9 protein-coding genes are annotated in these 15579 nt (G+C 57.6%); 2 read left to right on the forward strand and 7 right to left on the reverse strand.

Annotated features, from left to right (window positions below; genetic code table 11):
- Positions 1 to 235: 235 nt before the first annotated feature.
- From fdhF to fdhA, 3 genes are all read right to left on the reverse strand, one after another.
- On the reverse strand, positions 236 to 3085 hold the full coding sequence (fdhF, locus tag K7H08_RS14305; RefSeq protein ID WP_231658320.1) for a formate dehydrogenase subunit alpha: 2850 nt from the start codon (positions 3083 to 3085) through the stop codon (positions 236 to 238).
- 11 nt (positions 3086 to 3096) lie between these two features.
- The gene (locus tag K7H08_RS14310) at positions 3097 to 4815 is read right to left on the reverse strand and encodes an NADH-ubiquinone oxidoreductase-F iron-sulfur binding region domain-containing protein (RefSeq protein ID WP_231658321.1); all 1719 of its coding nucleotides are present in this window, start codon (positions 4813 to 4815) and stop codon (positions 3097 to 3099) included.
- A gap of 169 nt (positions 4816 to 4984) precedes the next feature.
- Entirely contained in the window at positions 4985 to 6178 is a 1194-nt protein-coding gene (fdhA, locus tag K7H08_RS14315; RefSeq protein ID WP_009724036.1) for a formaldehyde dehydrogenase, glutathione-independent, read from the reverse strand.
- A 244-nt stretch (positions 6179 to 6422) separates the two neighbouring features.
- Here fdhA and K7H08_RS14320 point away from each other — a divergent pair, with 244 nt between their 5' ends.
- Entirely contained in the window at positions 6423 to 8003 is a 1581-nt protein-coding gene (locus K7H08_RS14320) for a BCCT family transporter (RefSeq protein WP_038480847.1), read from the forward strand.
- Between the two features lie 67 nt (positions 8004 to 8070).
- Positions 8071 to 8958: a DMT family transporter gene (locus tag K7H08_RS14325; protein WP_038480844.1), complete on the forward strand. Its 888-nt coding sequence runs from the start codon at positions 8071 to 8073 to the stop codon at positions 8956 to 8958.
- A gap of 157 nt (positions 8959 to 9115) precedes the next feature.
- On the opposite strand, the gene etfB is transcribed toward K7H08_RS14325, so the two are convergent.
- The 4 genes from etfB to dgcA form a co-directional block, all read right to left on the reverse strand.
- On the reverse strand, positions 9116 to 9958 hold the full coding sequence (gene etfB, locus K7H08_RS14330) for an electron transfer flavoprotein subunit beta (RefSeq protein ID WP_198350090.1): 843 nt from the start codon (positions 9956 to 9958) through the stop codon (positions 9116 to 9118).
- On the reverse strand, positions 9948 to 11255 hold the full coding sequence (gene etfA, locus K7H08_RS14335; protein ID WP_231658322.1) for an electron transfer flavoprotein subunit alpha: 1308 nt from the start codon (positions 11253 to 11255) through the stop codon (positions 9948 to 9950). The genes etfB and etfA overlap by 11 nt, the downstream gene beginning before the upstream one ends.
- Positions 11252 to 13282: a (Fe-S)-binding protein gene (locus tag K7H08_RS14340; protein ID WP_231658323.1), complete on the reverse strand. Its 2031-nt coding sequence runs from the start codon at positions 13280 to 13282 to the stop codon at positions 11252 to 11254. Before K7H08_RS14340 ends, etfA begins: the two co-directional genes overlap by 4 nt.
- Positions 13283 to 13482: 200 nt before the next feature.
- Positions 13483 to 15555, reverse strand: coding sequence for a dimethylglycine demethylation protein DgcA (gene dgcA / locus K7H08_RS14345; RefSeq protein WP_231658324.1), 2073 nt, complete (start codon positions 15553 to 15555; stop codon positions 13483 to 13485).
- Positions 15556 to 15579 lie beyond the last annotated feature (24 nt).

A 15579-nucleotide genomic window follows, 5' to 3' on the forward strand; every position in this document is an offset into this window, starting at 1 on the left:
AAAAAGAGACCGTCAGCTAAGACGGCCTCCCTTTCCGCTATTGAAGCTGCTGATCTAGCCGTCATAACAATGGCTTTTCACACCATATTTAAGCGATCGTAGATCTTTACTGACTCTAAAAATTTCGAGGCAGACAACGCTACAACCTGGCTCAACCGATCATTTCGAGTCGCTGATTGATAAGCGATCTTAAGTGAGCGCCTGATCAATCGCTACTTCCTCCAGTAAATGCTGACTAACTAACTCGCTTTATATGGGTTTCCGAGCGGCTCAAACGGCAAGCGGCGTACTTGAACTCTGGAATCTTTCCATACGGATCCAGCGCCGGGTTAGTGAGTAGATTCGCCGCCGCTTCCTCGTAGCAGAAAGGCACAAAAACCATCCCCTCAGGCATGCCCGGATCCGTCCTGACCTTGAGGGTGATGGCCCCTCGCCGGGTGGTGATCGTCAGGTCATCGCCTGGCGCCAATCCCAGCCGGATAAGCTCAGCGGGCGCCAAGCTCGCCACGGCTTCCGGCTCCAAGTCATCGAGCACTTTGGCACGGCGGGTCATTGATCCGGTATGCCAGTGTTCTAACTGGCGGCCAGTGGTCAGCACCGTCGGATAGTCGTTATCGACTGGCTCATCCGGTGGCAGCGGGCGCGTAGGCGCAAACTTCGCCCGGCCACTGACGGTTGGGAAGGACTCGCTGAAGACTACGTCTTGTCCCGGTACATCCTCCGCTGGGCAAGGGTAGGTCACCGACTGCTCGCGCTCCAAACGCTCCCAGGAAATATGGTCGAGAGAGGCCATACCTTGCTTCATCTCGGCGAACACGTCCTGCGGGTGCTGGTAATTCCAGTCGAGGCCGAAGCGTTTAGCCATTTCCTGGATGATCCACCAGTCCGGCTTGGCCTGGCCCGGTAGCGGCAAGGCCGCACGCCCCATCTGCACTTGCCGATTGGTGTTGGTGACGGTGCCATCCTTCTCAGGCCAGGCGGAGGCCGGCAAGATAACATCGGCGAATTGAGCGGTTTCAGTGACAAAAAGATCCTGTACCATCAGATGTTCCAGCTTGGCCAACGCGGCCCGCGCATGGGCCAGATCCGGGTCGGACATCGCCGGGTTTTCACCCTGGATATACATGCCGCGAATGGTGCCCGCAGCGATAGCATCCATAATTTCCACCACGGTGAGACCCGGTGTGGGATCCAGTTTGGTATTCCACAGCTCTTCGAAAGCACTGCGTACCTGAGCATCGCTAACCGGCTGGTAGTCCGGCATTACCATGGGAATAAGGCCGGCATCAGACGCCCCTTGAACGTTGTTCTGCCCCCGCAGAGGGTGCAAGCCAGTCCCAGGGCGACCGGTTTGACCGCAAGCCAGCGCCAACGAAATCAAACAGCGGGCGTTGTCGGTCCCATGGGTATGCTGAGAAATGCCCATGCCCCAGAAAATCATTGCCCGCTCGGCGTTGGCATAAAGCCTGGCCACTTCGCGAATGGTCTCTGGCTCAACACCGCACAAACCGCTCATCGCTTCGGGGGTCATGTCCACCGTATGTGTCTTCAGTGCCTCAAAGCCCTCGGTATGCTCGGCGATATAGGCCGTGTCATAGAGCTCTTCGCTGATGATCACATTGAGCATGGCATTAAACAGCGCCACATCCGTACCCAGTGAAAAGCGAACGCTGCGATGGGCGTAGGCATCCAACGCCTGACCACGGGGGTCAAGAATCACTATCTTGGTACCGCGCTTGGCGGCCTGTTTAAAGAAGGTGGCCGCCACCGGATGATTTACTGCGGGGTTACAGCCGGTAAGAATCACTACATCGGCCTGACTGGCCTGCATAAAGGAAGCGGTTACTGAGCCTGAGCCGATACACTCCATGAGCGCTGCCACCGAACTGGCGTGGCACAAACGGGTACAGTGATCTACATGGTTGGAGCCAAAGCCGGTACGCACCAGCTTCTGGAACAGCCACGCCTCTTCGTTGGAGCACTTGGCACTGCCGAACCCCGCCAAGGCATCAGGGCCATGATTCACTTTAAGGTTTACAAGCCCGCTGGCGGCCACTTCAAGGGCTTCGTCCCAGCTCGCCTCGCGGAAATGCGTCAGGGGCTTGGCGGGATCGAAGTCTGGGTCGATTCCCTTTGCGACGCCCTCACGACGAATCAGCGGGGTAACAAGCCGAGATGGATGGCGCGGATAGTCATAGCCGAAGCGACCTTTAACACATAGTCGGTTCTCGTTTGAAGGACCATCGCGGCCCTCCACATAAAGGATCTTATCGTCTTTGATATGGTAGGTAAGCTGACAGCCAACCCCGCAGTAGGGACATACTGAGTCAACCTTACGGTCAGCCACAGCAGAGTCTCCGCACCCTTGCTCATCCACCAGGGTGGCAGGCATTAAAGCACCCGTGGGGCAAGCTTGAACACACTCGCCGCAAGCAACACAGGTGCTGTCCCCCATGGGGTCGTCGAAATCAAATACGATCTTAGACGCCGCCCCACGGTGAGCCATACCGATAACATCGTTAACCTGCACTTCGCGACAGGCACGCACACACAGATTGCACTCAATACAGGCATCAAGGTTAACGCGCATGGCAGAGTGACTGCTGTCTTGCTCCAGGCTACCCGCCCTAGGTGCCACATGATGCACGGTAGCCGTCTCACGCTCTTCGCGCTTGGGCAGCTTGCGGCGCACCGCCGTGGCATCAATGGCCAGCTGGTCAGCCATGGCCCAGAAATGGCTTGAGCTGTCGGGGCTCTCTTCGCGCTCAGGCTGGTCGACTAGCAGCATTTCCATGACCATCTTGCGGGCCGTGTGCGCGCGTTCAGAGCTGGCACTATTAACCACCATACCGGGTGCCGCTTCGCGCAGACAGCTTGCGGCCAAGGTGCGCTCGCCCTCGATCTCCACCATACAAGCACGGCAGTTGCCGTCGGCGCGATAGCCGCTGGCATCCTTGAAACACAGATGCGGAATGGTCTCGCCGGCGCGCTTGGCGACTTGCCAGAGGGTTTCACCGGGGTAAGCGCTGACGTCAACGCCATCCAGGGTCAGGGTAAAGCTTTGGTTTAAGCTCTGTTCACTCATGCTGATCTCCCTTATCCCTTGACGATAACGTTCTGGGCAGCCAGTTCACTGCGAAAATCCTTGAGCAAGCCCAATACTGGGTTCGGTGCCGCCTGACCCAGCCCGCAAATAGAGGCATCTATCATCACTTGGGAAAGCTGCGTCATAAGCCCAGCGTCCCATTCATTACGCTCGAGCAGCGTCAGCATTTTTTCTGTTCCCACCCGGCACGGCGTGCATTGACCACAGGACTCATCGGCAAAGAAAGCCAGTAGGTTGGTAGCAACCCCGCGCAGATTGTCCTGATCAGAAAGCACGATCACTGCAGCGGAGCCAATAAAACAGCCGTGCTCCTGGAGGGTATCGAAGTCGAGAGGAATATTGGCTTTAGTAGCGGGCAGAATGCCACCAGAGGCGCCACCAGGTAGATAAGCCGCCAAGCGTTGGCCTTCCGCCATGCCGCCACAATACTCGTCAATTAACTCGTTTAGCGTGATGCCAGCAGGCGCCAGATAAACGCCAGGCTGCTTAACTCGCCCCGAAACCGAGAAACTGCGCAGCCCCACGCGGCCATGGCGGCCCTGGCTGGAGAAAGCCTCAGCGCCGCGCTGCCAAATCATCGGAATCCAGTAGACGGTCTCGACGTTATTGACCAGCGTTGGGCGGTCAAAGAGCCCTTTCTGAGCCACAAACGGAGGACGATGGCGGGGCTTGCCCGGTTTGCCTTCCAGGGACTCAATCATCGCCGACTCTTCGCCGCAGATGTAAGCACCCGCGCCGCGGCGCAGCACGATATATCCCGGCGCCACTAGGCCAGCGGCCTCAAGCTCGCCAATCGCCTCGCGCAGCACGACATGTAACGCTGGATACTCGTCGCGTAGGTAAATATACAGCGCCTCGGCGTCTACCGCCCAAGCACTGACCAAGGCACCTTCAAGAAACTGGTGCGGTGAGCGTTCCAGATAATAACGATCCTTAAAGGTACCGGGTTCGCCTTCGTCAGCATTAATGGCACAGTAGCGAGGGCCAGCCTCCTGACGCACAAAGTGCCATTTCTTAAAAGTAGGAAAACCCGCGCCCCCTAAACCGCGAAGGTTGGCCTGCTGCACCGCTTCCATCAATGCTTCGACCGTTACTTCCCCGTTGCGGCAGGCCTGGAGCAATGCAAAACCACCCTCGCTGCGATAGCTATCAAGTCGTTGCCAATCGATAGGCTCAGGGTGAGTGTTATCGCCATCGATGGCTGCCTGAACTTGAGCCGCATCGGCTCGACCTAAGTGGTGATGGCCGACCTCCACTACGGGTGCTGTGTCGCAGCGCCCCATGCATGGCGCGCGCAACACCCGCACCTGCTCGATATCGACGTTTGCTTCCAACTGCGCTTTAAGCGTCTCAGCGCCAGCTAACTGGCAAGCCAGAGAGTCACAAACGCGGATTGTCAACGCTGGGGGCACGTCCTGATCGTCATGGATGACGTCGAAGTGAGCATAAAAGGTAGCTGTCTCATAGATCGCTGCCATCGGCAGGTTCATATAAGTTGCCAGGGCACGCAGGTCTGCCAACAACAAATGCCCTCGGGCATCCTGAAGAGCATGCAGGTGTTCGATTAATAAATCGCGTCGACGCAAGGTGGCATCGTTGCGTTCATCGCCCAGCAGCTCACGCAATCCCTCAAGACGGATGGGATCGAGTTCACGGCCGCGGGGCTTGCCGCGAAAGCGGCGCTTGGGGGTCACGGTCTGGACGGTCATGGGTCACTCATTATTATCTTGATCGGCGGTATACCGAATGAACGAAGACGGCACCCCGCGGGGTGCCGTCTAGGGTCTTACTATCTATCCTGAACTATCTATACCGAACTATCTATTTCTAACTATCTATCTCGTATCCCCTCCCTGCGGGCGGGCAGGTGCTTCCGGCTTATGCAGGCACACTGCCGTGGGGATCAATGACAAATTTCTTGGCGGCTCCACCATCGAAGTCGGCATATCCTTGGGGCGCCTGATCCAGGGTGATCATCTGTACATTTACCGCATCGGCGATCTTAACTTTTCCGAATAGAATAGCCTGCATCAGCGGGCGGTGGTACTTCATTACTGGGCACTGTCCAGTATGAAAACTGTGGGATTTGGCCCAGCCGAGGCCAAAGCGCATACTCAAAGCACCCTGCTTAGCGGCATCGTCAGCGGCACCTGGGTCTTCGGTCACATACAGGCCAGGAATACCGATTTGGCCACCCGCGCGAGTTAGCGACATCGCCGAGTTAAGCACGGTCGCAGGTGCTTCTTTACCATGGTTGCAGCCGCAGGCGTGGGCCTCGAAACCAACACAGTCGACAAAGGCATCGACTTCGCGCTCGCCGAGAATCACCTCAATCTTGTCGGCCATGTCGCCGTCCTGGGTCAGGTCAATGGTCTCGCAGCCAAAGCTTCGCGCTTGGGCTAAACGGTCTTCGACCATATCGCCGACAATCACACAAGCCGCGCCAAGCAACTGCGCAGAAACTGCCGCCGCCAGGCCCACAGGGCCAGCACCTGCAATATAGACAGTACTGCCGGGGCCAACACCAGCAGTAACACAACCGTGGAAGCCGGTGGGGAAGATATCGGAAAGCAGGGTTAAATCTTTGATTTTCTCCATCGCTTGATCGGTGTCCGGGAACTTCAGCAAATTAAAGTCCGCGTAGGGAACCATGACATACTCGGTCTGGCCACCCACCCAGCCACCCATATCGACATAGCCATAAGCAGCCCCTGGACGAGAGGGGTTCACATTCAGACAGATGCCGGTACGACCTTCTTTACAGTTACGGCAGCGACCGCAGGCAATATTAAACGGCACAGAGACTAGATCGCCGGGCTGGATAAACTCGACGTCGCGACCACACTCCACCACCAAGCCGGTGATTTCGTGACCCAGCACCAAGCCGGATGGCGCAGTGGTGCGGCCGCGCACCATATGCTGGTCGCTGCCACAGATATTGGTGGTGACGACTTTAAGAATGACGCCGTGCTCACACTTTCGATTACCGATGGCGAGCTCAGGATAGGCAATAGATTCGACGGCGACTTCACCCGGCCCTTTATAGACCACTCCGCGGTTGGCTGCATTCATGGCTAGCTCCTGTTGTTTATTGTTGTGCGCTTGATGGTGGATTGCGCTTTCCCACCCTATCCCCTCCGTGCCTAAGGACTTACCCCACAAAGGCACTCACATATCTATTCAAGACATCCTAGCCAAGACGAATAGCTAGAGGTCGCTTTCACGACACTCTTACCCTGAAACAGGCCCAACAATCCGTTGTGTCGGCGATGCGGGCGCATAGCCGATATCTAACAATAGCCACCAAGGACATCTAATGAAGAACAATGACGATCCTGTCCTGTCGCCCGGACAGGACAATACTCAGATAATGGGGTTAGATTTTCATAACCCCGTATTCCCACTCTCTGCTCTCGCCATTCTGCTATTCATTCTTTACGCACTGGTTTACCCGGATGCTGCTAACACGCATCTAGGGCTTGCCAAGAACTGGTCAATTGAACACTTTGACTGGCTGTTTATGATTGCAGGCAATACCTTTGTGGTGTTCTGCCTCGTACTGATTTGCTTGCCGCTCGGGCGAATTCGTTTGGGCGGCAGCGATGCCAAGCCGGAGTACTCGCGCACGTCCTGGTTCGCCATGCTTTTTGCGGCGGGTATGGGTATCGGCCTAATGTTCTGGAGCGTTGCTGAGCCAGTGGCCTACTACACCGACTGGTACGGTACGCCCCTCAATGCCCCCGCAGGCACGCCGGAAGGCGCTAGTGCTGCCATGGGCGCGACCATGTTTCATTGGGGGCTGCACCCCTGGGCAATCTACGCAGTCGTCGCACTCTCGCTGGCTTTCTTTGCCTATAATAAGGGCCTGCCACTCACCCTTCGCTCCGCATTTTATCCACTTCTAGGTGAGCATACCCGCGGCTGGGCAGGTCATATCATCGATATTCTTGCCGTACTCGCCACCATTTTTGGCCTAGCCACCTCGCTTGGCTTTGGCGCTACCCAAGCGGCAGGTGGGCTCGCCTATCTGTTCGGCACCCCCAACACTATTGGTACTCAGCTGGCGATTATCCTAGTAGTCACGGTGATTGCACTATTCTCGGTATGGCGGGGTATCGACGGGGGCGTAAAGCTATTCTCAAACATTAATATGATCATCGCAGCGATACTGCTTCTATTCGTTGTGATAGCAGGCCCGACCCTGATGATATTGACAGGGATTGGCACCACAACGCTAGACTATGTAAGCCACCTTTTGCCGCTATCGAACTGGATTGGACGCGAGGACGACACCTGGTACCACGGCTGGACCATCTTTTACTGGGCGTGGTGGATTTCCTGGTCTCCGTTTGTCGGCATGTTTATCGCTCGCGTATCGCGTGGACGTACCGTTCGGGAGTTTCTAATTGCCGTACTGCTGGTACCAACGCTAGTCACCTTGGTTTGGATGAGCGCCTTCGGCGGCACAGCGCTTTTTCAGGCGACTAACGGCGTAGGCGAACTGGCCAACGGCATCGGTGATGTCTCGCTTGCCATGTTCCATATGCTGGAACAGTTGCCTCTCACCAGCATAACGTCAACACTAGCCATTATCCTGGTGCTGGTTTTCTTCATCACTTCATCAGACTCCGGCTCGTTGGTAATCGATAACATCACCGCTGGTGGCAAAACCGATGCCCCTAAGGGCCAGCGTGTTTTCTGGGCCGCACTTGAAGGTGTCATTGCAGGAGTGCTGTTGTATGGCGGCGGTAGCACCGCACTCAGTGCGCTTCAGGCGGGCGCGGTAGCCACGGGGCTGCCCTTCACACTGGTACTATTAATGATGTGCGTCAGCCTTTACGTAGGCCTTAATAAGGAGTGGCAACAGCTTAACGCGATACCCAAAACCGCCAAGTAACCTCCCCCGCAACCGCCCGCTCAACTAGCGGGCGGTTGCTCTCTTTTACCGACCAGGAACCAAGACAATGCAGTCAAATTCTTACCAGCGCGGTCTGGCCATGGTGATACTGGGCGTGGTGTTCCTCAGTTTCGACGGTCTGCTGATCCGCCTAGCCAATACCGATGGCTGGACTATCGTATTCTGGCGCGGTTTTTTGATGTTCTGCGTACTGGGAGTCCTGTGCTGTGTGGGTAATCGATTAGGGGCACTGAGAAGCCATCCGTTTTCGTCACTCGCCTCAGCGCTGCTGCTGGGTCTAATGTCGAGCCTCTTCGTACTCGCAGTGATGAACGCCAATGTGGCCAACGTGGTAGTAATACTGAGCACAGCGCCACTGTTTGCCGCACTGTTTTCACGAGTTTTCCTACATGAAAAGGTGCCGCTAAGAACGTTGGTAGCCATTGCCGTCTGCATGCTGGGTATGGGTTTGGTGTTCTTGGGCGAAGGAGCCATGGGAATGCTGGCGGGTAACCTGTATGCCTTAACGGCTGCGGCGGCCATCGGCGGTAACCTGACCTTGCTACGCCGCTATCCAGCCATTGACCCCATGACGGTGATTGCTGGTGGCGGACTGCTCTCAGCAGCAATTGCTCTGCCCATGGCCTCACCGCTGGCGCTTGATGCCGAGCGTTATGGCGTGCTGGCACTGATGGGGCTAGTGCAGATGCCCCTGGCCACGGTGCTGATCAATAGCGCCACCCGCTACCTGCCGTCTACCGAGGTGGCACTGTTTTACCTGGTGGAAACCGCATTGGGCACACTATGGGTTTGGTGGCTACTAGGCGAGACGCCGACGGCATCAACGCTACTGGGCGGGGCCATCGTCATCACGGTACTAGTACTACACGCCTGGATGGGTTTACACCTGGAAAGACAGCGCCTGCGGCTTTATCCAGGCTTTACTGGCAAGTAGGTCATAACAACATAGAAGAAGATAACGACAGAGAACGTAAAGACTTAAAACGTAAAGGCTTCGAAAATAAAGACTCAGAGATTAAACAATAGATAACAAGAAGCCCGCCAACAGAGGGCGGGCTTTAAGATTGCTAACATGCCGTGATCAAAAAGCTTCAGCGCAGCACGCCCTCTTCCTTGAGCAGCTTGTAGATCGCCTCGGCGCCCTGCTCAGGGGTAACGTCGGTAAGCACTTGCCCGCCCTTGCCCTCGGCTTTGGAAGCCGCCGCCTTGAAGCGGTCTCTTGCAGAGGCGGCTTTGATGATTTTCAGACGCTTAGGCCGTTTACGTGCGGGGCTCAAGTGCCACTGGGCCAACTCACTGTCGGCTTCAGAGGTAGTGGGCGCCACCAAGAAGGTGGCTCGACGAGCCGGGCCGAAGGCGCTCTGACGCGCCGCCGGCGCTGCTTCATCCACGCTGATGATGGCGGGCAAGCGCACCTTGAGACGGCGACGCTGGCCCCGTGGCAACGCCTGAAGCAGCGTTATCACACCATTCTCCACTGTCTCTATCGACGCCAAGCTATTCACTAACGGCCAACCGAGATGCTCCGCCAACGCATAGGGCAAAAGCCCAGAACCTTCTCCGCGCTCGGCCCGGGCACCGGTGATCACTAGTTGGGGCGAGGTAGCGGCTAAATGTTCCACCAGCGGCAGAATAGCATCGCTGCCTTCAGGCTGCTCCAGCAAAGTCATGGACTCAAGCCCCATACCAACGCCTGTGGCCATACCCAAGTAACTGCGCAGAGCTGCCTCGCTGTCGACATCCTGAGAACCAGCGTGCAGTACGTCAATTCGACTACCCGGCAGTTCTGCTTCCATGGCTAGAGCAAGTTCCAGACCCCGTGCATCCTGCTCGGCGCGCCTCGCACGACCGGTTGTGGGGTGACGGCCTATGGAGACCAGCACCGCCACGTCGATACCCGGCTTTTGTTGTTTTTGCTGTTGTTCAGGCCGCATCGCGCTGCCCTCCTCGCTGCTGTTCCACCATCGCCACTAACGCAGCAAGAATTTGCGTGCTGTCGCCTATCACCGCCAGGTCTGCGCGTTTGATCATGTCGCACCCCGGATCGAGATTGATTGCCACCACCTTGTCGCAGCGCTGAATGCCCTGTAGGTGCTGGATCGCGCCTGAAATACCCACCGCCATATAGACTCGGGCGGTTACCCAGGTGCCGGTTGCACCTACCTGCCGATCACGAGCCATAAAGCCGTCATCCACCGCGACACGCGAGGCCCCTTCGGTAGCGCCTAGTACTTTCGCAGCATGGTGGAAGGCGTCCCACTGTTTAACACCATTGCCACCAGAGAGGATGAATTCAGCCTCGGCCAACGCCACGCCAGCGGGATCCACCGCCACCTGCCCCAGATCTTCAATGCGCGATAGAGTGATGGGAATTGGCGCCGCCAAGGTCTGGCACTCGGCCGCATGCCGCGTCTCATCCATCGGCTCAGCGCACTCGGCCAGTGCCAGGGCAACCCGCGGCAGAGGGCGCTGGATATCCAGGCTTCCAGCGGCGCCACGGGTAGTGCAGCGCCAACCCAAGGAGGCCTCATTATCAACTTCCACCTGCCACACCCCCGTGGCAGCGCGCTCACCCAGGCGTAAGGCAAGCCGCCGCCCCAGATCAGCTCCGCCTAGGGGGGAGTCCGGCAACAGCCAGAAGCGCGGCGTCATCTCACGTTCGACGGCACTTAACACCGCCAGCCGTGCCTCGGGAGCAAACCCAGCGTAAAGTTCATCATCAAGATGCACGACGCGATCGATCCCGGCGTCGCCAAGCGCTTCTTCCTTATGCTCGCCGTCCCCCTCGCCCTTATGCTCACCAAACAGGATCGCCACCACGGCACCAGGCTGTTCGGCGTCGGCATCCGCCACGCGTCTGGCTAGTCCTAACAGATCCTTATCATGGCTTGAAAGGCGGCCACCGGTCAGGTCAGGTACTACTGCTACCAGAAAAGCGGGCTGATCAATAGTCACCCTACGGCGACTATCGCGGGCCGCCGTGGTGGTCGCGGCGGCCTGTCTACCTTGCTGGAGGCCGCTACGATCAATCCGTTTGACGCCATTCGGGCCGATAAAACCAATGGCGCGAGGATTCTTACGCACCACACCGTTGGGCCCCAGCCACTCACTGGCTGCTCCGCCGCCCTCACTGTTTACACCAAGAGCGGCGAGCACACTGGCGTGGTCTGGATGAAGACGGTTCCGGGCGATCCACTCGCGACGCGGATCGCGGCGAATAATCTCACTCATAAGGTCACCTCTTCAGCAGTCGTCACTGCAGTGGTTCGGCGGGATACCCCAGACACATCGCCAGCAGGACGCTCAACCAGGGCATCAGCTACCAGTTCGGCGATATCGCGCACTTCAGCACTGGCATCCACCACACCTTCCAGCATGGCAGTGCACTGTGGACAGCCCACCGCCACTAGCTCGGCGCCGCTCTCTTTAACATCATTCATGCGCATATCGGGGATTCGGCGCTCACCAGGGATATCCGTGATTGGCGCCCCACCGCCGCCGCCACAGCAGCGCGAACGGAACCCAGAGCGCTCCATCTCGGCCACCTGGATGCCCAGCGCTTTAAGCACTCGCCGAGGGGCTTCGTATTCACCGTTATAGCGTCCCAAATAACATGGGTCGTGATAAGTAACGCTGCCACCTTTCCAGGGAGCAAAGGTCAGCCGTCCTGCATCATACAATTCAGCAATAAAGGTACTGTGGTGACGCACCTCGTAGCTGGCATTGAAATCGCTGCCACCCTGCCCTTCTTGAAGAAAGTCGCCGTACTCATTGCCCAGCACATGAAAACTATGCGGATCACAGGTGACAATCTGCTGGAAGCGATACTTGGCCAGGGTGGCAATATTGCGCTTAGCCAGGGATTGGAACGTCGCTTCATCGCCCAATCGTCTTGCCACATCACCGCTGTCGCGCTCTTCAGCACCTAACACGGCGAAGTCTACTTCGGCAGCACGCAGTACTTTAACCAGGGCACGTAGGGTTCGCTGGTTACGCATATCAAAGGCGCCATCCCCCAACCACAACAGCACATCAACCTGCTTTAGGTCAGCCATTAGCGGTAGGTTAAGATCCGCCGCCCAGTTGAGCCGTGAGCCTGGGTCGAAACCGCCGGGGTTGTCGGTAGCAATCAGGTTGTCGAGCACCTCAGCACCTTTATTGGGTGTCTTACCCCGCTCCAAGGTCAGGTGGCGGCGCATATCGACAATCGCATCCACGTGCTCAATCATCATTGGGCACTCCTCGACACAGGCACGGCAGGTCGTGCACGACCAGAGAGTCTCGGCGTCAACCAACGCCTTTCCCTCTTTCATAACAACAGGCGCCACGATAGGCGCATGGGGAGCGCCTTGGTGCTCTCCCACTGGCTTACCAGGATAAGGAGAACCGGCATAGCCAGCATCGCTACCACCGGCAAAACCCACCACCATGTCTTGAATCAGCTTTTTAGGATTGAGCGGTTGACCAGCAGCAAACGCAGGGCACACTGCCTCGCAGCGACCGCACTGCACGCAGGCATCGAAGCCCAGCAGTTGATTCCAGGTAAAGTCAGTTGGCTTTTCCACGCCCAGAGGCGCCGCTTCATCCTCCAGGTTCAGCGCTTTGAGCCCCGTTGACCGGCCGCCACCAAAGCGCTCAGCCCGACGGTGAAAGGCGAGATGTAAGGCGCCAGCGAAGGCGTGCTTCATTGGGCCGCCCCAGGTCATGCCAAAGAACATTTCGCCCAGACCCCAAACCACAACGCCCGCCAACACCAGCGCCAGAAGCCAGCTACCGCTGCCTTCTACTAACCCGTCAGGCAACAAACCTACTGTGGGCAGTGTGATCAGGAAGACGCCTATCGAAAACGCCATCAGGCTCTTTGGCAGCCGCATCCAGGGGCCTTTGGAGAGCCGTGCAGGAGGGTTAAGCCGCCGACGCGCTACAAAGAGGCTACCGACGAACATGGAGGTGCTAGCCAGTAACAGCAACCCGCCTAGCAATGGGTTGGCGATACCAAGACCATGCACCAGGATCATCAGCACGGCGGCAGCCACGAAGCCTCCGGCGGTGGCTACGTGGGTATTGGAGATCATTTTGTCGCGCCCCACGACATGGTGCAGATCCACCAAATAGCGGCGCGGCAGGGCCATCAACCCCTGGAGCAGGTTCACCCGCGAGGGGCGCCCCTGACGCCACAGGCGTATACGGCGTACAGCGCCGATTACTGCCAGGGCCAGAGCAGTAAAAATCAGTATCGGCAAGAGCGTTTCGAGCATGGTACTCACCTCATCTTTCGCGGCGGGGCTGCTCCGGCGGCAGACCTCTGCGAGGGCGCTGTAAACCCATCCCTGGGCGCTACATTTGCCATCTGACCGCCATGGAGGGCGGAAATGCCGTAAACGTATGGAACTGTTTTACGGCCATGGCAAATGACCCTCGCTACTGTCTACCACCGGCACCCCGGCTCTCGCTCAGGTCAAAAGTCCTTGCAGATTCGCAGGGCGTCGTAGATGGCCGCATGGGTATTACGCGGAGCCGTGCAGTCGCCCAGGCGGAAGAGTAAAAAGTCGTCCCCTTCTTCGCTCAGGCTAGGCTGAGGCTGGATGGCATAGAGCGCCTCCAGATCCACCTGCCCTTTGTTGCGAGACTGCTCTTTGAGGGCGTAATAAAGCGCCTCGTCAGGACGCACGCCGTTTTCGACGACCACCTGATCAACCACGCGCTCTTCCAAGGCACCGGTGTACTCATTTTCGAGCACTGCCACGAGACTGTCGCCCTCGCGGTAGACCTTATGCAGCATCAAGTCAGAGGACATGATCACTTCTTTCTCGTATAGGCTGCGGTAATAAGTGGGGAAGGTGGTGCCGCCCACCGCCGCGCCGGGCTTGATATCGTCGGTGACGATCTCGACCTTGGCGCCCTTATCAGCTAGAAAATCTGCCGCTGAGACGCCGGAGAATTCGCAGATGGCGTCATAAATCAGCACGTTTTTACCTGGCGCCACCTTACCTGAGAGAATATCCCAGGTGCTGACCACCAGGCTCTCCTCAGCATTCTCTGAATAGCCCCACTCCGGGTGCTGGCTAAGGAAGGGTTGGCCACCGGTGGCTAGCACCACGATATCGGGGCGTAGATCAAGCAAGGTTGCCTCATCGGCGCGAGCCCCTAGGCGCAGGTCAACTTTCAGCCGCGCCAACTCCAGTTGGTACCAGCGAGTGATACCGGCGATTTGGTCGCGCTGCGGCGCCTGAGCAGCGATAGTGATCTGCCCGCCCAGGGCGTCAGCCGCCTCAAACAGAGTGACATCATGGCCGCGCTCAGCAGCAACGCGAGCTGCCTCCATGCCGCCGGGGCCACCGCCAACCACCACAACTTTACGCTTAACGCCCTCGGTCTTTTCAATGATATGCGGCAGGCCCATGTATTCCCGGGCGGTGGCAGCGTTTTGAATACACAGTACATCCAGGCCCTGGTATTGGCGGTCGATGCAGTAGTTAGCCCCCACGCACTGTTTAATCTGATCTATCTGCCCCATCTTGATCTTGGCGATCAGATGAGGGTCAGCAATATGCGCCCGGGTCATGCCCACCAAATCCACGTAGCCCCCTTCGAGAATACGCTGGGCCTGATTGGGATCTTTAATATTCTGGGCGTGGATCACCGGCACATTCACCACTTCCTTGATCCCCGCCGCCAGATGTAGAAAAGGCTCCGGCGGGTAGGACATATTAGGAATGACGTTGGCGAGGGTGTTGTGAGTGTCGCAGCCAGAACCGATAACGCCGAAGAAATCGACCATTTTAGTGGCATCGTAGTAGGCGGCGATCTGCTTCATGTCTTCATGCGAGAGACCATCCGGGTGGAATTCGTCACCACAAATGCGCATACCCACCACGAAGTCATCGCCCACTTCGGCACGCACCGCTTTGAGTACTTCCATGCCGAAGCGCATGCGATTTTCGAAACTACCGCCCCACTGGTCCTCGCGCTTATTGACCCGCGGGCTCCAGAACTGGTCGATTAGGTGCTGGTGAACGGCGGATAGCTCGACGCCGTCGAGGCCGCCTTCCTTGGCCCGGCGCGCGGCCTGGGCGAAGTCGCCGATGATGCGCCAGATCTCCTCCTCCTCGATGGTCTTGCAGGTGGAGCGGTGCACCGGCTCGCGGATACCAGAGGGGGATACCAGGGTCGACCAATCGAAGCCGTCCCAGCGTGAGCGGCGTCCCATATGGGTAATCTGGATCATGATCTTGCCACCATGCTTGTGCACGGCGTCCGCCAGATTCTGAAAGTGTGGAATGATGCGGTCAGTGGAAAGGTTCACCGAGCTCCACCAACCCTGAGGGCTATCAATGGACACCACTGATGAGCCACCGCAGATACATAGGCCACAGCCACCCTTGGATTTTTCTTCGTAATACCTGACGTAGCGCTCAGTCGTCATACCACCGTCAGTGGCATGCACCTCGGCATGGGCGGTACTGACCACACGGTTACGGATAGTCAGCTTGCCGATCTCGATTGGCTCAAAGATTGCGTCAAATGCCATGGTTATCTCTCCTCACACCCAGGG

Source organism: Halomonas sp. IOP_6, from assembly GCF_021151565.1.
Lineage (GTDB): Bacteria > Pseudomonadota > Gammaproteobacteria > Pseudomonadales > Halomonadaceae > Vreelandella > Vreelandella alkaliphila.